At 68.3% G+C, this 23,070-nt stretch carries 21 protein-coding genes and 1 pseudogene; 16 read left to right on the top strand and 6 right to left on the bottom strand.

The annotated features are described in order from the left end of the window. Positions 1-21: 21 nt before the first annotated feature. Positions 22-975 (bottom strand): thioredoxin-disulfide reductase, encoded by a 954-nt coding sequence (trxB, locus tag MUU77_RS09600; RefSeq protein ID WP_162109334.1) that lies wholly within the window; start codon positions 973-975, stop codon positions 22-24. Between the two features lie 276 nt (positions 976-1,251). On the opposite strand from trxB, the gene MUU77_RS09595 reads away from it, so the two are divergent. Continuing rightward, positions 1,252-3,615 carry a DNA translocase FtsK gene (locus tag MUU77_RS09595; RefSeq protein WP_245085953.1) on the top strand — a complete coding sequence of 788 codons (2,364 nt, stop codon included), beginning with the start codon at positions 1,252-1,254 and terminating at the stop codon, positions 3,613-3,615. A 196-nt stretch (positions 3,616-3,811) separates the two neighbouring features. Then, a complete protein-coding gene (gene lolA, locus MUU77_RS09590; protein ID WP_245085951.1) occupies positions 3,812-4,435 on the top strand; it encodes an outer membrane lipoprotein chaperone LolA in 624 nt (207 codons plus the stop codon). Between the two features lie 17 nt (positions 4,436-4,452). On the opposite strand, the gene dmeF is transcribed toward lolA, so the two are convergent. Then, the gene (dmeF, locus tag MUU77_RS09585; protein ID WP_245085949.1) at positions 4,453-5,421 is read right to left on the bottom strand and encodes a CDF family Co(II)/Ni(II) efflux transporter DmeF; all 969 of its coding nucleotides are present in this window, start codon (positions 5,419-5,421) and stop codon (positions 4,453-4,455) included. Positions 5,422-5,494: 73 nt separating this feature from the next. Here dmeF and MUU77_RS09580 point away from each other — a divergent pair, with 73 nt between their 5' ends. The 7 genes from MUU77_RS09580 to MUU77_RS09545 all read left to right on the top strand — a co-directional run bounded on the left by MUU77_RS09580 (position 5,495) and on the right by MUU77_RS09545 (position 12,315). Continuing rightward, on the top strand, positions 5,495-6,862 hold the full coding sequence (locus MUU77_RS09580; protein WP_245085947.1) for a replication-associated recombination protein A: 1,368 nt from the start codon (positions 5,495-5,497) through the stop codon (positions 6,860-6,862). A 19-nt stretch (positions 6,863-6,881) separates the two neighbouring features. After that, positions 6,882-7,295 carry a fluoride efflux transporter CrcB gene (crcB, locus tag MUU77_RS09575; protein ID WP_245085946.1) on the top strand — a complete coding sequence of 138 codons (414 nt, stop codon included), beginning with the start codon at positions 6,882-6,884 and terminating at the stop codon, positions 7,293-7,295. Positions 7,296-7,498: 203 nt separating this feature from the next. Beyond that, a complete protein-coding gene (locus MUU77_RS18500) occupies positions 7,499-9,025 on the top strand; it encodes a hypothetical protein (protein ID WP_256452048.1) in 1,527 nt (508 codons plus the stop codon). A gap of 119 nt (positions 9,026-9,144) precedes the next feature. After that, positions 9,145-9,567, top strand: coding sequence for a hypothetical protein (locus MUU77_RS09560; RefSeq protein WP_245085940.1), 423 nt, complete (start codon positions 9,145-9,147; stop codon positions 9,565-9,567). Continuing rightward, a complete protein-coding gene (locus tag MUU77_RS09555; protein WP_245085938.1) occupies positions 9,564-10,268 on the top strand; it encodes a C39 family peptidase in 705 nt (234 codons plus the stop codon). Before MUU77_RS09560 ends, MUU77_RS09555 begins: the two co-directional genes overlap by 4 nt. A 1-nt stretch (position 10,269) precedes the next feature. Further along, on the top strand, positions 10,270-10,773 hold the full coding sequence (locus MUU77_RS09550; RefSeq protein ID WP_245085936.1) for a hypothetical protein: 504 nt from the start codon (positions 10,270-10,272) through the stop codon (positions 10,771-10,773). A 39-nt stretch (positions 10,774-10,812) separates the two neighbouring features. Further along, positions 10,813-12,315 carry a transporter gene (locus MUU77_RS09545; protein ID WP_245085934.1) on the top strand — a complete coding sequence of 501 codons (1,503 nt, stop codon included), beginning with the start codon at positions 10,813-10,815 and terminating at the stop codon, positions 12,313-12,315. 19 nt (positions 12,316-12,334) lie between these two features. Here the strand turns inward: MUU77_RS09545 and MUU77_RS09540 are convergent, their stop codons facing one another. After that, positions 12,335-12,709 carry a DUF4345 domain-containing protein gene (locus tag MUU77_RS09540; protein ID WP_245085932.1) on the bottom strand — a complete coding sequence of 125 codons (375 nt, stop codon included), beginning with the start codon at positions 12,707-12,709 and terminating at the stop codon, positions 12,335-12,337. Positions 12,710-12,867: 158 nt separating this feature from the next. On the opposite strand from MUU77_RS09540, the gene MUU77_RS09535 reads away from it, so the two are divergent. Continuing rightward, positions 12,868-13,311, top strand: coding sequence for a hypothetical protein (locus MUU77_RS09535; RefSeq protein ID WP_245085930.1), 444 nt, complete (start codon positions 12,868-12,870; stop codon positions 13,309-13,311). Between the two features lie 18 nt (positions 13,312-13,329). Here MUU77_RS09535 and hemN read toward each other — a convergent pair whose 3' ends face one another. After that, positions 13,330-14,736, bottom strand: coding sequence for an oxygen-independent coproporphyrinogen III oxidase (gene hemN / locus MUU77_RS09530; protein ID WP_245085928.1), 1,407 nt, complete (start codon positions 14,734-14,736; stop codon positions 13,330-13,332). A gap of 45 nt (positions 14,737-14,781) precedes the next feature. Then, entirely contained in the window at positions 14,782-16,029 is a 1,248-nt protein-coding gene (locus MUU77_RS09525; protein ID WP_245094375.1) for an MFS transporter, read from the bottom strand. A gap of 132 nt (positions 16,030-16,161) precedes the next feature. On the opposite strand from MUU77_RS09525, the gene MUU77_RS09520 reads away from it, so the two are divergent. The 4 genes and pseudogenes from MUU77_RS09520 to MUU77_RS09505 form a co-directional block, all read left to right on the top strand. Continuing rightward, a complete protein-coding gene (locus tag MUU77_RS09520) occupies positions 16,162-18,504 on the top strand; it encodes an FdhF/YdeP family oxidoreductase (protein WP_345779051.1) in 2,343 nt (780 codons plus the stop codon). Then, the gene (fdhD, locus tag MUU77_RS09515) at positions 18,494-19,303 is read left to right on the top strand and encodes a formate dehydrogenase accessory sulfurtransferase FdhD (protein ID WP_245085926.1); all 810 of its coding nucleotides are present in this window, start codon (positions 18,494-18,496) and stop codon (positions 19,301-19,303) included. Before MUU77_RS09520 ends, fdhD begins: the two co-directional genes overlap by 11 nt. A 128-nt stretch (positions 19,304-19,431) precedes the next feature. Beyond that, complete coding sequence (locus MUU77_RS09510; protein ID WP_245085924.1) at positions 19,432-20,346, top strand: hypothetical protein; 915 nt, start codon at positions 19,432-19,434, stop codon at positions 20,344-20,346. A gap of 2 nt (positions 20,347-20,348) precedes the next feature. Next, a pseudogene (locus MUU77_RS09505) lies at positions 20,349-20,516 on the top strand (IS3 family transposase); the annotation flags it as partial. A 147-nt stretch (positions 20,517-20,663) separates the two neighbouring features. Here the strand turns inward: MUU77_RS09505 and MUU77_RS09500 are convergent. Then, complete coding sequence (locus tag MUU77_RS09500; RefSeq protein WP_345779050.1) at positions 20,664-21,335, bottom strand: NAD(P)H-dependent oxidoreductase; 672 nt, start codon at positions 21,333-21,335, stop codon at positions 20,664-20,666. Between the two features lie 54 nt (positions 21,336-21,389). Here MUU77_RS09500 and MUU77_RS09495 point away from each other — a divergent pair, with 54 nt between their 5' ends. Both MUU77_RS09495 and MUU77_RS09490 read left to right on the top strand, forming a co-directional pair. After that, complete coding sequence (locus MUU77_RS09495; RefSeq protein ID WP_245085922.1) at positions 21,390-21,734, top strand: helix-turn-helix domain-containing protein; 345 nt, start codon at positions 21,390-21,392, stop codon at positions 21,732-21,734. Between the two features lie 384 nt (positions 21,735-22,118). After that, on the top strand, positions 22,119-23,012 hold the full coding sequence (locus MUU77_RS09490) for an AraC family transcriptional regulator (protein WP_245085920.1): 894 nt from the start codon (positions 22,119-22,121) through the stop codon (positions 23,010-23,012). Positions 23,013-23,070: the final 58 nt, after the last annotated feature.

Raw genomic sequence — 23,070 nt, 5'->3', positions numbered from 1 at the left:
TGGAAGGCGTCGTGGCCCGGCTCAGCCGTCCTTGTCCAGGAAGCGCTCCGCATCCAGCGCCGCCATGCAGCCGAAACCGGCCGAGGTGATGGCCTGCCGGTAGTGCTGGTCGGTGACGTCGCCGGCCGCGAACACGCCCGGGATGGTGGTGGCGGTGGCGTTGCCCTCGATGCCGGACCGGATCTTCAGGTAGCCGTTGCTCATGTCGAGCTGGCCCTCGAACAGGCCGGTGTTCGGCGTGTGGCCGATGGCCACGAAGAAGCCGTGCACGTCGATGTCGCGCGTGCTGCCGTCCTGCACCGACTTCACCCGGATACCGGTGACGCCGGCGTCGTTGCCCAGCACCTCATCGACGGTGTGGTGCCACACCGGTTCGATCTTGCCGGCCTGGATCTTGGCGAACAGCTTGTCCTGCATGATCTTCTCGGCCCGCAGCGTGTCGCGGCGATGCACCAGGTAGACCTTGCGGGCGATGTTGGACAGGTACAGCGCCTCTTCGACGGCCGTGTTGCCGCCGCCGATCACCGCCACGTCCTGGTCGCGGTAGAAGAAGCCGTCGCAGGTCGCGCAGGCGGACACGCCACGGCCCTTGAAGGCTTCTTCGGAAGGCAGGCCCAGGTACTTGGCCGTGGCGCCGGTGGCGATGATCAGCGCATCGGCGGTGTATTCGCCGCTGTCGCCGATCAGCTTGAACGGACGCTTGGACAGGTCGGCGGTATGGATATGGTCGAAGATCACTTCGGTCTCGAAGCGTTCGGCATGCGCCTGCATCCGCGCCATCAGGTCCGGGCCCATCAGGCCATGCGCGTCGCCCGGCCAGTTGTCCACTTCGGTGGTGGTCATCAACTGGCCGCCCTGCTGCAGGCCGGTGACCACGACGGGCTTGAGGTTGGCCCGGGCCGCGTAGACGGCGGCGGTCCAACCGGCGGGGCCGGAGCCCAGGATCAACAGGCGGCAGTGCTTGGAAGTGCTCATGTATACTCGCGAAAGGGGTGATCGGGCAGGCAACGACGCGTGGGCGCATCATCCGCAGGCACATAGAGTGGCGGGGCGTATCCGGCGAATCAAGGCACGCTGCTGGAATGCGGCGATGCAGCCGGGGCCACGCCGGGACCGATCGAAGACGCTGCGCGACCGCGCGGCGTTTTTGCTATGCGGGCTGTTCCAGGAAGCGAAGGGACAGCTGTTGCGGCGCGGACGATTCGTTTACTATCAATCACTAACAGAAATTTCCTAAGGTCTGGTCCAAAGGTGGCGAAGCAGCTTCCGGACAACGGCAAATCCAAGGGCGGCAACGCCGCCGCGCGCAGGCAGGCCTCACCGCCCAACCCGCGCAGGCAGCGCCTGTGGCGCGACCTGGCGCTGATCGCCATCGCGCCGCTGCTGCTGTATCTGCTGGCCAGCCTCTTCACGTTTTCGCCCCAGGACCCCAGCTGGTCGCAGTCGGGCAGCCTGACGGCGCCGGTCCACAACATGGGCGGCCTGGCCGGCGCTTACCTTGCCGACATGCTGTTGTGGCTGTTCGGCTATGTCGCCTTCCTGCTGCCGCTGATCCTGGGCGCGGTGGCCTGGATCGCGCTGTTCGGCATGGACACCGACGGCGATGGCGAAGCCGACCTCGGGCCGGCGCTGCGCCTGATCGGCATGGTGGGGTTCCTGATCTCCGCGACCGGCCTGCTGCACCTGCGCGGCGTGCCGGCCGAACATTTTTCGGCCGGTGCCGGCGGCATCCTCGGCACGCTGGTCGGCAAGTCGCTGTTGAAACTGTTCGGCGGCCTGGGCGGCAACCTGTTCCTGCTGGTGCTGTTCCTGACCTCGGTGACGCTGGCGACCGGGCTGTCGTGGTTCGCCGTGATGGAGCGCATCGGCAAGTACGTGCTGATGCTGCCCGACCTGTTCCGCCGCGGCAGCCAGCAGGCCAACGAGTGGCAGCAGACCCGCGCCCTGCGCGAGGAGCGCGAGACCGTCCGCAAGACCGATGCCATCGCCCGGGCCAAACGCGAACCGGTCAAGATCGAGCCGCCCGCCCCGGCGGTCGTCGAGAAGAGCGAACGCGCCAAGCGCGAGCAGCAGATCCCGCTGTTCCACGGCACCGGGGGCGACGAATCCGGCCTACCGCCGCTGTCGCTGCTGGACGACCCCAAGCCGCAGACCAAGGGCTACTCCGAGGAGACCCTGGAAACGTTGTCGCGCCAGATCGAGTTCAAGCTCAAGGACTTCCGCATCGACGCACAGGTGGTGGGCGCCTATCCGGGCCCGGTGATCACCCGCTTCGAAATGGAACCCGCGCCGGGCGTGAAGGTCAGCCAGATCAGCTCGCTGGACAAGGACATCGCCCGCGGGCTGTCGGTGAAGTCGGTGCGCGTGGTGGACGTGATCCCCGGCAAGTCCGTCATCGGCCTGGAGATTCCCAATACCAGCCGCGAGATGATCTTCCTCTCCGAACTGCTGCGTTCCAAGGAATACGACAAGTCCGGCAGCGTGCTGACGCTGGCGCTGGGCAAGGACATCGCCGGCCGGCCCACCGTGGCCGACCTGGCGCGCATGCCGCACCTGCTGGTCGCCGGCACCACCGGCTCGGGCAAGTCGGTGGCGGTCAACGCGATGGTGCTGAGCCTGCTGTACAAGGCTTCGCCGAAAGACCTGCGCATGCTGATGATCGACCCGAAGATGCTGGAACTCAGCGTCTACCAGGGCATCCCGCACCTGCTGGCGCCGGTGGTCACCGACATGAAGGAGGCCGCCAACGGCCTGCGCTGGTGCGTGGCCGAGATGGAACGCCGCTACAAGCTGATGAGCGCGGTGGGCGTGCGCAACCTGGCCGGCTTCAACAAGAAGGTCAAGGATGCGATGGACGCGGGCCAGCCCTTGATGGACCCGCTGTTCAAGCCCAATCCCGACCTAGCCGAGGCGCCGCGTCCGCTGGAGCCGATGCCGTTCATCGTCATCTTCATCGACGAATTCGCCGACATGATGATGATCGTCGGCAAGAAGGTCGAAGAACTGATCGCCCGCCTGGCGCAGAAGGCGCGCGCCGCCGGCATCCACCTGATCCTGGCCACGCAGCGTCCGTCCGTCGACGTCATCACCGGCCTGATCAAGGCCAATATCCCCACCCGCATCGCCTTCCAGGTCAGCTCCAAGATCGACTCGCGCACCATCCTGGACCAGTCCGGCGCGGAAACGCTGCTCGGCCACGGCGACATGCTGTACCTGCCGCCGGGCACCGCGATGCCGGAGCGCATCCACGGCGCCTTCGTCAGCGACGAGGAAGTGCACCGCGTGGTGGAGCACCTCAAGGCCAGCGGCAGCGCCGACTACATCGAAGGTGTGCTGGAGGAAGTGCAGACCATGGGCGACGGCATCGTCGTCGGCCCGACCGGCCTGCCGGAATCCGGCGGCGGTGGCGGCGACGAGTCCGATCCGCTCTACGACGAGGCGGTGAAGATCGTCACCGAGAGCCGCCGCGCCTCCATCTCCGGCGTCCAGCGCCGCCTGAAGATCGGCTACAACCGGGCGGCACGCCTGATCGAAGCCATGGAAGCCGCGGGCGTGGTCAGTCCGCCGGAACACAACGGCGACCGCCAGGTGCTGGCACCGCCCCCGCCGCGCTGATCCCGGGACCATCGCCTGCAGGAAGGGTGCAATGGGCCGGGTCCACACCTGTAGGAGCGCCCCATGGGCGCGATGCTTTTCCCTCGGCCCCCGCGCAGAAGCACCCCGCCCATAAGACGCGCCCACCCAGAAAGATGGCCCTGTTCAGTTTCGGTCGGCCACACTCCGCACCACGTCCCCCAACCCGGAACGCACCATGCTCCGCACCGCACGCTACACGCTCCTCGCCACCGCCCTGTTCGCGACCACCGCGCTCGCCGGCGCGCGCGATGAACTGAAGACCTTCACGACCGGCCTGAAAGGCCTGGACGGCCAGTTCACCCAGAAGGTCTACGACGGCGGCGGCAAGCTCAAGGAAACGTCGAACGGCCGCGTGGCGCTGTCCGCGCCACGCCTGTTCCGCTGGGAGTACAACAAGCCGTACGAGCAGCTGATCGTCGCCGACGGCAAGCAGGTGTGGGTGTACGACCCCGACCTGCAACAGGCGACCGTGCGCGAGCAGGGCATCGAAGAAGAGAACAGCCCGTTGGCGGCGCTGATCGATCCGGGCAGGCTCGACCAGCAGTTCAAGGTGACCGAGGCGGCCGGGCAGGGCGGCATGCAGTGGCTGACCCTCACGCCGAAGAACGAAGGCGAGGCCAGTTTCCAGACCGCCCGGCTGGCGTTCGCCAACGGCACGCTGGTCAGCATGGAAGTGAAGGATGCGGTGGGTCAGCGCACCGAGATCCGCTTCTCCGGCTGGAAGCGGAACCCTGCCTTTGCGGCGGGCACGTTCAAGTACGCGCCGGCGAAGGGCGTGGACGTGGTCGGCGGCCCGTAAGCCACCCCCGGTTCACCTCAGTGCGTGCACGTCTGCACCTCGATGCTGACGTGATTGAGCGAACCCAGGTCCCGGAGCCGCTGGCGATAGTCCGCCAGCGGCCTGGGCTGGTGGGTGACCAGCGAGATGATGGCGGCGTGATGGCCCGGGCCCACGCGCCACAGGTGCAGGTCGGCGATGGCGTCGCCGTCGTGTTCCAGCCGTTCGCGGATCGCGTGTTCCAGACTTTGCGGCGCCGAAGCATCCAGTAGCACGGCGCCCGTGTCGCGCATCAGACCGATCGACCAGCGAGCGATCACCACGGCGCCCACCAGGCCCATCAGCGGATCCATCCAGACCCAACCCAGGCTGCGGCCAAGCAGGAGCGCCACGACCGCAAGCACGGAGGTCAGCGCATCCGCAAGCACGTGCAGGTAGGCCGAGCGCAGGTTGTGGTCGGCGTGCACGTGCCCGTCGTGATGGTGGCCGTGACCATCGTGCCCGTGCCCGTGCCCGTGGTCGTGATGCCCATGTCCGTGATGCGCATGGTCATGGCCCAGCAGCCAGGCACTGATCAGGTTCACCGCCAGACCGACCACCGCCACGGCGATCGCTTCGTCGAATGCGATCCGGACCGGCGATGCCAGGCGCAGCACCGACTCCACCCCGATGCCCAGCGCCACCATCATCAGGATCAGCGCGCTGGAGAACCCCGCCAGGTCCCCGACCTTGCCGGTGCCGAAGCTGAAGCGGCGGTTGCCGCGATGCCGATGCGCGAACCAGTAGGCCAGCCCGGCGATGGACAGCGCACCGGCGTGGGTGGCCATGTGCCAGCCATCGGCGAGCAGCGCCATCGAACCGGTCCACCAGCCCGCAACGATCTCCAGGACCATCATCGCCGACGTCAGGCCGACCACGGTCCAGGTACGCCGCGCGTTCCTCTCATGGTCGTGCCCGAGGAAGTCGTGGGGATGCTGGAAGGCGTGCAGCGTTTCGTGATGGCTCATGGCGCGGGGAGGGCAGCGTAAGTGCGGCGATTCTAGCGCCCGCCGGACCGGGCCGACCCCGCTACAATGGGGCGTGGCCCGATCGAAAACGCCCCTGGAACCGTCCACCGACCTGTTGAGCGTCGACAACCAGACGCTGCGCCCGCTCGCCGAACGGATGCGCCCGTGCACGCTGGACGACATGGTGGGCCAGCGCCGGCTGCTGGCGCCGGGCAGTGCGCTGCGCCGCGCCGTCGAGAGCGGCCGCGTCCACTCCATGATCCTGTGGGGCCCGCCCGGCTGCGGCAAGACCACGCTGTCGCTGCTGCTGGCGCGCTATGCCGACGCCGAGTTCAAGGCGATCTCCGCCGTGCTGTCCGGGCTGCCGGAGGTGCGGCAGGTGCTGGCCGAAGCCGCACAGCGCTTCGCCAGCGGGCGGCGCACGGTGTTGTTCGTGGACGAGGTGCACCGCTTCAACAAGGCGCAGCAGGACGCGTTCCTGCCGCACATCGAACGCGGCACCATCATCTTCGTCGGCGCGACCACCGAGAACCCCTCGTTCGAACTGAATTCCGCCCTGCTGTCGCGCTGCCGCGTGCACGTGATGGAAGCCGTCTCGCCCGACGACATCCGCCATGCATTGCAGGCCGCGCTGGACGATGCCGAGCACGGGCTGGGCGCATTGGGCCTGCAGGTCGAGGAAGCCGCGCTGCTGGAGATCGCCACCGCGGCGGACGGCGACGTGCGGCGCGCGCTCACCCTGCTGGAGATCGCCGCCGAACTGGCGGCCGACGAAGGCGGGCGCATCACGCCGCAGACGCTGGTGCAGGTGCTGGCCGACCGCACGCGCCGCTTCGACAAGGGCGGCGAGCAGTTCTACGACCAGATCTCCGCGCTCCACAAGTCGGTGCGCAGCTCCAATCCCGATGGCGCGGTGTACTGGCTTGCGCGCATGCTGGATGGCGGCTGCGACCCTTCCTACCTGGCGCGACGGATGACGCGCATGGCCGTGGAGGACATCGGCCTGGCCGACCCGCGCGCCCTGCAGATGGCCATCGATGCCTGGGATACCTACGAGCGCCTCGGCAGTCCGGAAGGCGACCTGGCCCTGGCGCAGCTGGTGATCTACCTGGCCAGCACCGCCAAGTCCAATGCCGGCTACATGGCCTTCAATGCAGCCAAGGCCGACGTGCGCGAGCACGGCACGCAGGAAGTGCCCATGCACCTGCGCAACGCGCCAACCAAGCTGATGAAGTCGCTGGGCTACGGCACCGGCTACCAGTACGACCACGATGCCGAGGGCGGCATCGCGCTGGACCAGACCGCGTTCCCGGACGCGATGGGCGAGCGCGTGTACTACCGGCCGGTCGAACGCGGGCTGGAGATCAAGCTGAAGGAAAAACTCGACCGCCTGCGTGAAGCCCGCCAGCGGGCGCGCCGCACGCCCGGGCGCGAAGACTGAGCGGACAGGAGCGCGACGCATGCCGGTACAGGCCTGGATGTGGTGGCAACAGCTGGGGCTGGTGATGGCCGGTGGCGCGCTGGGCGCGGCCGCGCGCTTCTGGCTGGGCGGGGTGCTGATGCGGCACCTCGGCAGCGGGTTTCCCTGGGGCACGTTCGCCGTGAACATGATCGGTTCGTTCGCGGCCGGCTTCCTGGCGATCTGGCTGGAATCGCGCGGCCCATCGGCGCTGTACTGGCGCGCGTTCCTGATGGTGGGCGTGCTGGGCGCACTGACCACGTACTCCGCCCTGATGGTGGAATGCCTGCTGTTCGCGCGCAGCGACCGGCAGGGCCTGGTACCGGCGTACCTGGCCGTCACCCTGGTGGGCGGCCTGGCGCTGGTCTGGCTGGGCGCACGCCTGGCCGGCCTGCTGCGCGGCTCCACCTGGTAGCGGCCAAACGTCCACGCCGGACGCGTCCGGCCACCTCCAACGCGCTGATGACAGCCCCGGTCCGCCTGCGGACGAGCGGCGCGTGCCCGAACGGAAATTTAACGCCAGAGGCGGGCAGGCCTAACGATTCCCGTGCAAACGTGACCCGCGTCGCTCTTTAGGGGCTTCCCCTGGGCTCCGGATCGACCACAAGGAGAATCAACATGTGCATTCGCAAGACACTGATCGCATCGGCGGTACTGCTGGCACTCGGTACGACGGGACAGGCACTCGCGCAACAGACCAACAACGAGAGCGGACTGGGTGACGACATCCTGGTCAATCTCGCTGTGGACATGAGCAACAACAGCACCAACACGGACAACAGCGACAACAGCGACAACTCGGACAACTCCGACAATTCCGATCACAGCGACAACAGCTCCCACGACGGCGACAACCGCGACAACCGGGGACGCGCCAATGCGGAAGGGTTCGGCTCGACCGCCGCCAACAACGGCAGCACGGCCACGTCCACCTTCTCCAACTCCTTCAACCACAGCAAGGCGGTCGCCGAAACCAAGCTCATGGGCTCGGTGTCGGGCGTCACCGTGCACGACATAGGCAACGTCGCGCAGAACTGGGGCGACGCCAATGGCGGCAGCGGTGGCAAGGGCGGCGCCGGCTACGGCGGCAAGGGATACGGCGGAAGCGCGGCCGGCGGCACCGGCTATGGCGGCGACGGCGGTGATGGCGGCAACGGTGGCAGCGGCGGCAGTGGCGGTGATGCCAACAACGGCAGCGCGACCGCGGGCGACTCGTCCAACGGCAGCGCCACCATCGGCGATGCGACGGCCGGCAACGGCGGACGCGGCGGCAACGCCAACGACACCGGCGGCGCCAATGGCGGCGACGGCCAGGGATGGGGCGCCGACGGCAACGCGACGGCCGGCGACGGTCGTGGCCGCGGCGGCGATGCCGGCGGCTGGGGCGGCGACGGCGGCGGCGCCAGTGGTGCCTCCGGCGGCGATGCCGGCAGCATGAGCGGCCACACCGGTTCCATCGCCGGTGCCTCCGGCGGCGACGCCGGTGCGGGCAGCGGCAACGTGCGCGAGCGCGGCAATGGCGACGGCACCAGCGGCGACGGCACGGCAACCGGCGGCGCCGGGACCTCGGGCGATGCCACCGCCACCGGTGGCGCCAGCACGGCGACCGCGGGTGCGGGTACCTCCGGCGACGGCACGGGTACCGGCGGCGACGGCTCCGGCACCGGCGGCGCAGGCTCCGGCACGGGTGGCGATGCCACCGCGACCGGTGGTGCGGGCAGTGGCTGGGGCGGGGCCGGCGGCAGCGTGACGGCGACCGCAGGCAACGGCGGCGATGGCGGCGATGCCAGCAACGGCGATGCCACCAACGGCGGCGCCTCGTCCAGCGCCAGCAATGGCGACGCCACGGCCGGCAACGGCGCCAGCGGCGCGGTGGGTGCGACCGGTGGTGCGGGCGGCGTCGGCAACGGCGGCGACGGCAACGGCGGTGACGGCAACGGTGGCGTGGGCAACGGCGCGACCGGCGGTGCCGGCGGTGCCGGCGGTTCCGTCGCGGTGGATGCGGGCGCGTTCGACATGTCCAACAACATGACGAGCGTCGGGCAGTCGGCGGCCGGCATCATGGTGGCCGCGCAGAACAGCGGCATGGCCTCGCTGATCCAGCAGGGCATCACCGTCCAAGCCAACCTGACCGTAGGCCCATAAGCGATCCGCAGGCGTCCCGGCCAGCAGGGCCGGGACGCTCCGTGCGGACGCCAGGCGCCCCGCTTCGCGGCGGGGCGCCTCGAGGCCGCGCGGTGGACGCATGGCAAGGGAGACTGACCATGCATACGCACCAACAGGCCGGGTTGCGCATGGCAACCTGGGGACTGCTTGTCCTGGCGTTCGGCGCTTCGGCCGCAGACGGCCCCCCTGCCGGCGCCGGAGGGACGCCCGTTCCCTTCTTCGAAACCCCGGTTCCGGAGGTTCCCGTGGTGGCGGTCAGCGAACTGGGCCACGCCATCGCGGTGGACCGGCTGTCCAGCCTGCGGGGCGGCGACAGCAGCCAGACCGAGAACCTCATCGATGTCGATGGTTCGGTGGACGACAACACGGCGCACCACATCACCAGCGGCAGCAACAGCATCGCCGATGGCGCGTTCACCAACGCCAGCGGCATCAACACGGTCATCCAGAATTCCGGCAGCAACGTGCTGATCCAGAACGCGATGATCGTGACCGTCGACTTCGCCGGCGGCCCGCAATGAAACGCCGCGTCCGCTCCTGGCGATGGCCTGCCTACGCGGCATTGGCCTGCGCGTTCGCCGGACTGGGCGGCGCGTCGGCCGCCACCAGCGACGTGCGCGTCCCCGGCGGCGCCTACAACGTGCGCCTGACCAGCCTGAAGGAAGCACGTTTCAAGACCACGCTGCCGCAGCAGTACGACTTCAGCTGCGGCTCGGCGGCCACGGCCACGCTGCTGACCCACCAGTACGGACATCCGGTCAGCGAAGTGGACGTGTTCGTGCAGATGTACAACAACGGCGACCAGGCGCGCATCCGCAAGGAAGGCTTCTCGCTGCTGGACATGCGCCGCTACCTGCGATCGAAAGGCTACGAGGCCGACGGCTTCGAGCTGCCGCTGGACAAGCTGCAGCAGGAGAACGTCCCGGCCATCGTGCTGCTCAACGACCGCGGCTACCGCCACTTCGTCGTGGTGAAGGGGCTGCGCGAAGGCCGCGTGCTGCTGGGCGATCCGGCGCGCGGCACGCGTGCGATGCCGCGCTCGCGCTTCGAGGCGCTGTGGGACAACCGGGTGATGTTCGTGGTGCACAACCAGCGCCAACGCGCCCGCTTCAACCAGGCCCGCGACTGGCAGACCGCTCCCCCGGCGCCGCTCGACATGGGAATCCAGCGCGATGGCCTGCGCAACGTCACCGTGCCCCGGCGCGGCCCTGGAGATATCTGACATGGACGCAAGAGCACACCCGGGCCTGCGCCTGGCGCTGCTGCTGGCGGTACTGCTGGTTCCTTCCGGCGCGCGCGGGCAGGGCGGCGAACTGGGCGCCGAATGGCGGCCGGTGGATCCGGCGCGTCTGGCGCAGATGCGCGGCGGCTTCCAGATGCCCTCGGGCATGATGCTGTCCTTCGGCATCGAGCGCGTGGTCTTCCTCAATGGCGAACTGACCGCGCGCATCGCCGTGCGGATTCCCGACGTGGCGCGCATCACGCCCGAACAGGCACAGGCCCTGGCCGACTTCAACCGCGGCATGGTGGTGCAGATCGGCGAGGGCAACCGCTTCGATCCGGCCCAGGGCGCCGGCGGGCTGGTCATCCAGAACACCCTGGACGACCAGGACATCCGCACGCTCACCCGCATCGAGGTGGGCACGGACACGCTGGGCGCCTACCAGAACCTCAATGCCAATGGCGCACTGACGGATGCGCTGATCCGCACGCCGGGCGGCCCCTGATCGCGCACGCCGTCCTCCACGTACACGAAGGGGAACACCATGAAAGGGACGTCTCTGATCGAAGTGGCACCGCTGGCGCTTGCCGTGGGCCTGAGCGTGCAGGCCGGACAGGCCAGGGCGCAGGCGCCGGTCGATCCCGCTCCCCCCGTACCGCCGATCCCCCTGCAGCCGTACGAGATCACCGCCGACGCGCGCCTGGACGCGCTGCAGCGCCAACTCAACGAACAGACCCAGCGCCTGCAGCAGATGCGCGAGGCGATGCTGGCGCAGGAGCAGCAGATCTTCAGCCTGCAGAATGCGTTGAACGAGGAGATCCTGGCCAATGCGCGCGCACGCGGTGCGCCCGCACCGGTCATCGTGCCGTCGCTGAACCAGGGGCCGACCTTCCGCGACACGCCCGCGCCCACGCCCGAGCCTACCTACATCGTGGTCGGTCCCGCACCGCAACCGGCGTCCGCCGCCGTCGCACCGGTGGCATCCGCTCCCCAAGGCGCGCAGGTCGCGCAGGCCGGTGCGCCTGCGCAGCGGCAGGCGGAGGGCACGCAGGCGCCGCAGCGCGTGGGGCAAGCGCCCGAGAGCGACACGCGTCCGCCGGAAGTGGCGCAGATCTTCGACCAGCCCGGCGTACTGACGCCCAAGAACAAGCTGGTGCTGGAGCCGGCCCTGCAGTACGGCTACTCGGCCAACGACCGCGTCGCGCTGGTGGGCTACACCATCATCCCGGCCATCCTGATCGGCCTGATCGACGTGCGCCAGGTCAAGACCACCACGGCCGTGGCCACGCTGACCGGCCGCTATGGCGTGAGCCGGCGCATGGAGGTGGAAGCCAAGCTGCCGTACGTCTACATCCACAGCGACACCGTCAGCCGCGAGATCTTCACCGGCTCGGCGCAGGACCGCGTGTTCAACGCGCGCGGCAGCGGCATGGGCGACGTGGAGGTGACCGGCCGCTACCAGCTCAACCGCGGCGGCCCGGACAAGCCGTTCTACATCGCCTGGCTGCGTTACAAGAGCAGGACAGGACAGGACCTGTTCGACGTGACCACCGATTGCGTGACCCGCTGCGTGGCCAACACCACCGGTACCGGCCTGCCGCTGGACCTGCCGACAGGCAGCGGCTTCAATGCACTGCAGCCCGGCCTGACCTGGCTCTATCCCTCCGACCCGGTGGTGTTCTTCGGCAGCTTCAGCTACCTGCACAACTTCAAGCGCAGCAACGTCTCGCGCCGGGTGCTGGGCGGGCAGACCGAGTTCCTGGGCGACATCAAGGCCGGCGACATCATCGGCTTCAACCTGGGCATGGGCCTGGCGTTGAACGAGAAGGCCGCCATCAGCATCGGTTACGACCAGAGCATCGTCGGCAAGACCAAGCAGGACGGGCGGGAAGTCGCCGGTGCGGTGCGCACCACGCTGGGCACGCTGCTGCTGGGCGGCACGTACCGCTTCAGCGACCGCATGTCGTTGAATGTCGCTCTGGGCGTGGGCGTCACCCGCGATACGCCGGACCTGACGCTCACCGCGCGCGTTCCGATCAACTTCTGAGCGTGCGCGCCCCGCCGGATCAGGCGGGCCGGCCCTGCCACCACAACCAAAGGGCCGCCGCCAGCATCAGCCACTCGGTCACCGCCAGGGCGAGCGTGATGGGCTCCACCGGCCACCAGCGGAGCAGGGCGACGCTGCGGTACAGCACGATGGGCAGGTAGAGCGCCATCGCCAGCACCAGGCCCGTGCGCATCTGCTGGGTCCAGGCGAACCACGCGAACAGGAAGGCCAGGCCCAGCTGCAGGCCGCCGTAGAGGGTCAGGTATTCGGTCTGGCCGGAGCGCGTGAGCGATGCGTAGCCCACGGCCGCGGCGGTGCGCGCGGGCGCCAGGGTGCACCACGCGGCCAGCAGCAGGTAGATCGCCGCGTTGAGGTAAAGATAAGCGATGGCCATGGCGCCACTCCTGCAAGGGAATGGCAGGGTTCTCGCATGGCAGGGGGTGATGGCGCGGTGAACGCGCGGAGAAATCCGATGCCGGAATGCGCAGTGCGCCGATGCCACTCGCGGTGGGACGCGCGCGATCCTGCGCGCCCGTCCGAGAGGAACCCGCCATGTCCCGCTCCCGCACACCTGCAGGACGCCTGCTGCTGGCCGGCCTGCTGATCGCACTGGGCTCGTCCACCTGGGGTAGCGATCCCGTCTACAAGTGCCGCGACCTCGCAGGCCAGGCGCACTACCAGGCCAGCCCATGCCCGGCCACGCAGCACACCGAATGGAGGCGCGAATATCCGGCCGCGACACAGGCGCAGACGGACGCGCACCCCATCGCGCCCCGGACGGCGGCGACCCCGCACGCCACCGGCAACCGGCGCGCGGCAAGCAGGCCACGCCGCAGCGCGTCGGCGCAGGGCGCGGTGATCTCGCTGTATCGCGACCCCGCCGCCTGCGAACGCGCGCGGCAGGCCCGCGACAGGGCGCACGCGCGGCTGGGGTTGCGACGGGACTTCGCCACCAGCCGTCGCCTGGACGACCGCGTCCACGACGCCTGCCGCTGAGCGTCGCCCGCGCCCGGATCAGACCGTGCGGGAGAACCGGGGCGCGTCGGCGGCGGGCGCGGCCGGCAGGTAGCGGTCGAAGCACATCGCGATCACGCGCAGCAGCAGGCGCCCCTTGGCCGTGGCCTGGAAACCCACCCGCGTGAAGGTCAGCAGACCGTCGTCGGCCAGCGCCTGCAGGCGGGGCAGGGCGTCGGCGAAGTAGTCCGCGAAGTCGATGCCGTAGCGCCGTCCCACGCGGGCGTAATCCAGCCGCCCGTGGCACATCAGTTCCTGGATGACCTCCGCGCGCAGCACGTCGTCGCGGTCCAGCGGCATCCCGCGCCAGACCGGCAGGCGGCCGTCGTCGATGGCGCGTTCCCAGCTGGCGATGTCGCGCGGGTTCTGGCTGAAGCTGTCGCCGATGTGGCTGATGGCGCTCACGCCGAAGCCGATCAGGTCGCTGTCGGCGTGGGTGGTGTAGCCCATGAAGTTGCGGTGCAGGTCGCCGCGTGCCTGCGCGCGCGCCAGCTCGTCGTCCGGCAGCGCGAAATGGTCCATGCCGATGTACACGTAGCCGGCCGCGCCCAGCCGCTCGATCGCGCACTGCAGCAGCGCCAGCTTGTCCTCCGCGCTGGGCAGGTCTTCCAGCGCGATGCGTTGCTGGGGCTTGAACAGCTGCGGCAGGTGCGCGTAGCTGTACACGGCGATGCGGTCCGGGCGGGCCTGCACCACGATGTCCAGCGTGCGCTCGAAGCCCGCGCGGGTCTGCCTGGGCAGGCCGTAGATCAGATCGATGTTGACCGACCGCATGCCGTGCTCGCGGCACGCGGCCACGATGGCCAGCGTGTCCTCCACGCTCTGCTCGCGGTTGACCGCCTTCTGCACCTTCGGGTCGAAATCCTGCACGCCCAGGCTGGCCCGGTTGAAGCCCACCTTCGCGAGTTCGCCGATGTCGTCGGGGCTGACGAAGCGCGGGTCCAGCTCGATGGAAAAATCCATCGCCTCGCGCGGGGCGAAGCTGAACTGGCTGCGCAGCTCGGCCACGCAGTCCGCGATCTGGGCCGGGGTAAGGAAATTCGGCGTGCCGCCGCCGAAATGCAGCTGCACCACCGGACGGCCGCTGTCGAACAGCGGCGCCATCCGCGCGATCTCGCGGTACAGATAGTCCAGGTAGATCTCGCCGCGCGCCTTATCGCGTGTGATCACCCGGTTGCAGCCACAGTAGAAGCAGGGGCTGGTGCAGAAAGGGATGTGCACGTACAGCGACAGCGGGCGCGCATGTTCCTGCTGGTTGCTGGCCCGCGCATGTTCGCGCAGTTGCTGTGCACCGAAGTCCCCGCTGAACTGCGGCGCGGTCGGATAGGACGTGTAGCGGGGGCCCGGCGTGTCGTAGCGCCGCAGCAGGTCCGCATCGAACAGGGGGGAAGGGGAGACTTTGCCCATGCCGCACAGGCTAGGGCGCGGCCCCCTCCGGCGCATTGATCGGGATCAATTCCGCGCCGGTTCCCCGCGCCCGCGCTGGGGAGCATCGGGAATCTCCGGCAGCATTTCCAGCGCCACCGGCGTGGTGCGCAGCATCGGGTGGAAGCGCGCCGGGTGCAGCAGCCGGTGCGCCTTCAGCACACGGCGGCCGGCCGCCACCAGCGCCAACAGGCCCAGCGTGGCCGCGAAGAAGCCCGGCAGCGCCGAAGCGCCCCAGTGCTGCATCAGCACACCGGCGGCGGCGGGTCCGATCGCCGCGCCCACGCCATTGAGCAGCAGCAGCGCACTGCATCCGGCCAGCAGCTGCCCGGGCGGCAGCCGGTCCAGCAGGTGCGCGACCGCCAGCGGATACAGCGCGAAGGCCAGGCCGCCGAACAGGAAGAACAGGCCATGCGCACCGCCCTGCATCGCGCTGTCCAAACGCAACGCCACCAGCGCGGTGACGGCGGCCAGTGCGGCCACGACCGCCAGCGTGCTGCGCCGATCGCCGCGGTCGGACAGCCGCCCGATCGGCCACTGCAAGGCGGCCCCACCCAGGATGGTGGCGGCCATGAAACTGCCGATGCCGGCGCGGTCCAGCCCCAGCGAGGCGGCGTATACCGCTCCCATGCCCCAGAAGGCGCCCAGCGCCATGCCCGCCAGCAGCGCAGCGGCCGCCGCACTGGGCGCCGCGCGACAGACCTGCAGCACATGCGCGCGCGGCGCCACCGCCAGCGGAGGCGGCGACAGCCGGGTGGCGCTGACCGGCAGGATGGCCAGTGCGAACAGGATGGCCACCACGCTGAACAGCACCGGACTGCGCGGCGGCTGCAGGTCCAGCATCAACTGGCCCGCCGCCAGCGCGAGCAGCGTCACCACCATGTAGACGGCGAACACGCGGCTGCGGTGCGCCGGGGCGGCCTGCGCGTTCAGCCAGCTCTCGATCACCGTGCACAGCCCCACCAGCGCCATGCCGGTGACCACCCGCAGCGCCATCCAGCCTGCCGGTTCCACCCACAGCGGGTAGACCAGGACCGCCGCGGCCGCCAGCGCCGCATGGAAGGCGAATGCGCGGATGTGGCCCACCCGGCGGATCAGCGGTGGCGCGGTGAACGTGCCCAGGAAGAAGCCCACGAAGTAGCCCGACATCACCAGGCCCGTGGTGCGCTCGCCCCAGCCTTCCGCCTGGCTGCGCACGGCCAGCAGCGTGCCCAGCAGTCCGTTGCCGCCCAGCAGCAGGGCGACGCTCGCCAGCAAGGCGGTGAGTGGAAGCATGATGCGCAGCACGTCGTGGATCCTGTTCTTCGATGACGCCACCCATGCTAGCAACCCCCGGCTGAGCATCCGGTTCACGCGTCGCGCACGGTTCGCGCGCGCATCAACCGTGTGCGGCACGCGCTATCCTGCGTGCGTCCCGTGACCGGCATGCAGCAGGCGGTGTCCAAGATGAGCGAGCGCAAGGTTCCCGGCATCGAAGCGTACGACGGCGCGGCAGGAGGGTGGGGCGCCTTGGCCGCGGTCGCGCGCGCGGTGAAAGGCCAGATGGCGGTCGGTCGCGAAACCGCGGCCCTGCGACGGGTCAACCAGCCCACCGGTTTCGACTGCCCGGGCTGCGCGTGGCCGGATCCGCAGCACACCTCGTCGTTCGAGTTCTGCGAGAACGGCGCCAAGGCGGTGTCGTGGGAGGCCACCGGCAAGCGCGCCACGCCGGAGTTCTTCGCCGGGCACACCCTGGCCGAACTGTGGCAATGGAGCGACCACGCGCTGGAGGACGAGGGCCGCCTGACGCATCCGATGGCCTACGACGCGGCGTCGGACTGCTACGTCCCCACCGGCTGGGACGACGCCTTCGCGCGCATCGGCCAGGCCCTGCGCGCCTTGCCGCACCCGGACATGGCCGAGTTCTACACCTCCGGCCGCACCTCCAACGAGGCCGCCTTCCTGTACCAGCTGATGGTGCGCGAATACGGCACCAACAATTTTCCCGACTGTTCCAACCTGTGCCACGAGGCCACCAGCGTGGGCCTGCCGGCGTCCATCGGCGTGGGCAAGGGCACGGTGACGCTGGATGATTTCGCGCTGTGCGATGCGCTTTTCAGCTTCGGCCACAATCCCGGCACCAACCACCCGCGCATGCTCTCCACGCTGCGCGAGGTATCGAAGCGGGGCGTGCCCATCGTGGCGGTGAATCCGCTGCGCGAACGGGGGCTGCAGCGCTTCACCTCGCCGCAGCACCCGGGCGAGATGCTGACCAACACCGCCACGCCGATCGCGCAGACCTATTACCAGGTGAAGATCGGCGGCGACCTGGCGCTGCTGAAAGGCATGATGAAGTGGCTGCTGGAGGCCGACGCGGCGGACCTGGCCGCCGGCGGCACCGGCGTGCTGGACCACGCCTTCATCGCCGCGCACACCGAAGGCCTGGAGGCGCTTCGCGACGATCTGGCGCGCACGTCGTGGGACGAGGTGGTGGCGCAGTCGGGCCTGTCCCGCGACGACATCGACGCGGCCGCGCGGCTGTATGCGCGGGCCGAGCGGGTGATCATCTGCTACGGCATGGGCATGACCCAGCACCGCCGCGGCACGCAGAACGTGCAGCAGATGGCCAACCTGTTGCTGCTGCGGGGGAACATCGGCAAGCCCGGCGCCGGCATCGCGCCCATCCGCGGGCACTCCAACGTGCAGGGCGACCGCACGGTGGGCATCACGGAAAAACCCACGCAGGCGCTGGTGGATGCCATCAGGCGGCGTTACGGCTTCGAGTTCCCGCTCACCCATGGCCACGATGCGGTGGAAGCCGTGCGCGCCATCCGCGACGGGCGTTCGCGCGCACTCGTCTGCATGGGCGGCAACCTGGCCGTGGCCATGCCGGACCCGGACACCACCCTCCCGGCGATGCGCAACCTGGACCTGGCCGTGCATATCGCCACCAAGCTGAACCGCTCGCACCTGATCCCCGCCAGACAGGCCTTCCTGCTGCCGTGCCTGGGCCGCACCGAACGCGATGTGCAGGCCAGCGGCCTGCAGTCGGTGACGGTGGAGGATTCGATGTCGATGGTGCACGCCTCGCAGGGCGGACTGCCGCCGGCCTCGGAGCATCTTCTGTCCGAACCCGCCATCGTCGCCGGCATCGCCAAGGCCACGCTGCCGCAGACCCGGGTGGACTGGGATGGCCTGGTCGGCGATTACGACCGCATCCGCGACGATATCGAAGCGGTGTTCCCCATCTTCAAGGATTTCAACCGGCGCGTGCGCACGCCGGGCGGGTTCCGGCTGTACATCGGCGCATCGGAGCGCGACTGGGGCGCGATGGGCAAGGCGCGTTTCCTGGTGGCGCCGGGGCTGGGCGAAGACGCGGTCGGCGCGGGGGACGCGTTGCTGACGCTGACCACCGTGCGTTCGCACGATCAGTACAACACCACCATCTACGGCTTCGACGACCGCTACCGGGGCGTCAGCGGGCGGCGCGACGTGGTGTTCCTCAACCGCGACGACATGCGGGCCCGTGGCCTGCAATCGGGCGACCGCATCGAAGTGGAATCGCGCGTCGGCACTGCCGGCGTGCGCCGGCTCGCGGGCTTCATCGCGGTGGAATACGACCTGCCGCGCGGCTCGGCGGCGATGTACTACCCCGAAGGCAACCGGCTGGTGCCATTGGACAGCCACGATCCGCAATCGGGCACGCCGGCCTACAAGTCGATCCCGGTAACGGTGAGGAAGCTGGATGATCCGGCCGCCCATGCCGGCTGATCGCGTCGACGGCGTGGCCTGGCGCGAGGTCATCGATGTCGCCGGTGGCGTGCCGGCCGTGCGCCGGGACCGGTTGGCCGAGGAGGTTCCACTGGCGATCCACTGCAACGGCGAGCCGTTGGCGGTGATGATGGTGTCGCCGTGCGACCTGGTGGATTTCGCGCACGGCTTCGCGCTGAGCGAACTGGGGCTGGGGCCGGACGATCTTGTTTCGGTGACCGCTCAGGCGTTGCTGGAGGGCATCCAGTTGGATCTGCGCACACGTGACCCATTGCCTGCACGCACGGTGGAGCCGCAACGCTGGCTGCCGGGACGCAGTGGCTGCGGCATCTGCGGCCATCGTCATCTGGAGGACGTGGTCAGGCAGCCAGGGGCCGTGGGGCAGGGGAGCGTCATCGCCTCCGCTGCGCTGGAGACGGCGCTGCGCCAGATCGAGCAGCGGCAGCCCTTGAATGCAGCCACCGGCGCGATCCACGCGGCGGCATGGGCGAGGGCGGACGGCACCCTGGTCCTGGTCCGCGAGGATGTCGGGCGCCACAACGCACTGGACAAGCTGATCGGCGCGATGCTGCGCGAAGGCCTCGATCCGGCATCGGGCTTCGCCCTGGTCACCAGCCGCGCGAGTTACGAGATGGTGGCCAAGGCCGCAACGGCAGGCATCCCGCTGCTGGCGGCGATGTCGGCGCCCACGGCATTGGCGATGGACCTGGCGGCGGGATGCGGAATGACGCTGGTGGGGTTCCTGCGCGCACGCCGACATGTGGTTTACAGCCATGCTCACCGGCTGGGGGCAGGTTGACGCTATACCCCTCGCAGCCGTGCGACCATGACCGGTACGCGTGCGGGAAGCAGGGCACCTGCGCTGCCGCCTTCAACAAGATCTGCACGCGGAACTGCTCATCGGTCTCTCCGGCACAAGGAACCGCCATGCACAGGCTCTCCCGCATCCTTGGCTCGATCCTGGCATGTGCGGTTCTTCTGGTGAGCGCGCCCACCTTGCACGCCACCGGGTCGGACTGGAGTGCACGCTACGACCGCCTGGTCGAGGCGGACGCCCGGTCCAAAGGCGCCAGCACGCAAGCCCGCGCCGCAATGATCACCGCACACTACGCCGCGCTTTTCCCGCCTCTGTCCGCCGATCGGCTGCATACGCTTTCTGCTCAGGATGCCGCGCTGGGATTCCGGGCGGCCAACATGGCGCACTTCTACAGCCTGGACGAGCATCATTTGGCCCAGATGCGGGCGTACTTCGAGCGCTTGAGTCAGCTGGGCGCGGTGAGTGCGTCCCAATTGCAAGAGATGGCAGGCGCCTACATCGCCTCCCGACACTGGCAGCAAGCCCGTGCATTGCGGGAGGCATTTCCCGCGGCCACGATGGCGTCGGTTCCCTCGGTGCACGATACCGTGCAAGGCCAGATCGCCGCTCCCGCCAGCGTGCTCTCGATAGGGCCGACGGCAGGCGCCGTGACGCGCGTAGCGGAGGACATCACCCGAGGCCCCGTGATCGTCGCCATCTCGCACCCGCTCTGTCATTTCTCGCGCGCGGCATATTCATCGCTGGCATCGGACCCGGCGCTCGCTCCTGTCAAAGCCCATGTCCGCTGGATCGCTCCCGTGGATCGCGACCTGAATCTCGACGTCCTCCAGCGCTGGAACGCGGAACACCCCGATGCGGTGATGACGATCGCCTACTCACGCTCGCAATGGCCGCAATTGGAGAACTGGGGCACGCCAACGTTCTATTTCCTCAAGGACGGCAAGCTGCTGCGGACGGTGGAAGGGTGGCCGGAAGCAGGGCGCAAGCAGGAATTGCTTGAGGCAGCACGTGCCATCGGCCTGTGACGGCCCGCCGCCTTGCGGGGCCCTCCCGCGGCAGCTGCCGCCACCCGCCCGAACCGAGTGCGACGATCCGGGCGCTGTCGGCACGGATCGTCGCACTGGCCCAGATCCGCCGCAGGTTCGGCTATCGACGCCTGCATGACCTGCTGCGTCCGGAGTACCCAGACCTGGACCTTCAATATCGGGCTTTATCAGTGATCATCAAGGGGAGCAGGCCACATGACGAACGGATCACTGTGCGAGAGGGCTTCAGAGCCAAACACCTCTCAACTGAATACCCATGCTGGCCATGTCGCCGTGTCGCGAATCCCCCGGCGTCATCATGCAGCCTGCAGGTGGATAGCCTGGGTCAACGCTGCCTCGATGGCCCGCTCTGCGATCTCTGGCGCGATGCGCACTCCCTCAGCGCGTATGACTTCGAACCGCGTCACCCCGAGGAACCCGAAGAACGCGCGGAGATAGGTTTCATGATGCTCGGCCGAAGCGGCGGGAGAATCCGGGCCGTAGAAGCCACCCCTTGCGGACGCCACGACCACCCGCTTTTCGCCAAGTAGCCCGCGCACACCCTCGGGACCGTAAGAGAAGGTCTTGCCGGGCACGGCAATGGCATCCAACCAGGTCTTCAGTTGCGTCGGAATGCTGAAGTTGTACATGGGCGCTCCAATCACGATGACGTCCGCACCAAGCACTTGGTCCAGCGCTTCGGTCAGCGCGCTCGCCTCCGACGCTGCATGCGTTGCGCCATCGACAGCGTGCGTGGCCGCAATGACCTGCGGAGAGATCTGGGGCAGGGGATCGGTTGCGAGATCCCTATAGATCACGGGGCTTTGAGGAGAAATTTCCTTAAGTCGGGATACGACTGCTTTCGATATCTTGCGGCTGACGGACAGCTCGCCTTGGATACTGGAATCAATGTGGAGGATATTCATGACCATGCCTTCGCTTGGGGGAGGGTGCTGCTGCGTTCGTGGGAATTCCTGCAGCGTGCGCATCAAGCTAAGGGCGTATAGTTGCTACAACAAGAAGGATCATTTCTCAGACTACGTATGCCAGACCATACTACCCAAGGGTGCCCAAACGATGATCACGTAGCCCAGCTCAATGACAACATCAGGGGCGCGATAGCCATATTCGGCGGAAAGTGGAAGCTCGAGATCCTTTGGGTCCTCAGCCAAGGCACGCAGCGCTTCAATGCCTTGAGGCGCGCGATCCCTGGCGTGACACAGCACATGCTGACCGTCCAGCTGCGAGAGCTGGAAAGGGATGGCCTGGTTCACCGCACCATCTATCCCGAGGTCCCTCCGCGTGTCGAGTACGGGATTACCGAAGAAGCGCGCCGACTTCGGCCGGTGTTCATTGCCATCTTCGAATGGATGAATGGCCGCGGCTGATCTTTCATTGCAGGCCTCGTGTGGCACGATGCTGGATGCTTTCGGCCTGTTCCGATGCGAAACTCGATTGCATCGGTCATCTGCAGCTAGCCTACTTGTGCCCCATCGATCAAGCGGACGTCGTCGCGATGATGGGACGTCCTACCTGGCCAGGTCGCGGTCCCGCTCCAAGGACGAGTTTTCAATGGAATAGGCCGGAAGCGGACAGCGTCGGGGTAGGGGCATGACAGCATGCGATCCCATGCGGCCATTCGCCTGAGTGCGCCCCGCCGCCAACTCCCATCAAGCTTATGGGGTATTGACAGGTAACCGTCGGAGGAAGAGGCTCAACGTACGCGAGGGGGCGCGGCATACCATCCAAGTGCCGGATTGGCGGGTACCTCCATGAGCACGCGCGCGCTTGCTGACACCAACGAGGAAGTCACCCGAATAGCCGGCGGCCAGGCTCCGCCTCTCGCAGAGCGAGTATTCCAGGGCCAGACCCGGATCACGGGAATCTGGACACACGGAGCCTACTCCGTCGACGTGGCTCCGATGGAGCAGCATATCGTTGCCGCGATCCATGGGGGCAGCGGGGTGTCCGCCTCCAGAATCGATGGCGTCAGAAGCCAAGCTACGATACGCGGCGGCACCTACACCATCTTGCCACGAGGCCACTACGGCCCGTGGGAGATCACGGGAGGTCAGACCGTGTCCAACGTCTTCCTCGGACACGGCCGCCTCTTGGGCTTCGCGGAGCAGTTGGCGGAAGGTCGATCATTTGAATTGTTGGACCAGGTGCAGGGCGACAATCCGCGACTGTTCGCCATCATGGATCTTCTGCGCCACGAGGCAGCCGCTCCGGGGCCTTACGGCGAGCTTTACGTCGAGCAGGCGTTGGATCTTCTGTGCTTCGAGTTGCTCCGGACCCACTCCACCCTGTGTGCCCGCTCTACTCAGCGCCAGCACGGCCTCGCCGCCTGGCAGGTCAAGAGGGTTCTGGCCTACATGCGCGAACACCAAGGCATGGAGGTTACCCTCCAGGAGCTCGCCGACATTGTGCACATGAGCAGGTACCATTTTTGCGCAGCGTTTCGTAATGCGACAGGGTTGACGCCGTTTGGCTACCTGACCCGTTTACGCATGGAGACTGCCTATGACCTGTTGCGCAATAGTCCGCTGACAATTGCCGACATAGCCCTAGCCGTTGGCTATGGCAATGCGGCGGCTTTCTCGACTGCCTTCAGGCGCTATTGCGGACTTTCACCGCGACAGTATCGGTCCAGGAACTATCACTAGCGCCTCGCCAGCTCCGCTGGGTCTGGCTGCCTCTAGCATGTTGGTCACGGCCAGCATC

Origin of the sequence: Pseudoxanthomonas sp. F37 (genome assembly GCF_022965755.1) — a bacterium.
Classification (GTDB): Bacteria; Pseudomonadota; Gammaproteobacteria; order Xanthomonadales; family Xanthomonadaceae; genus Pseudoxanthomonas_A.
This window is presented reverse-complemented; position numbering and strand designations above follow the sequence as displayed.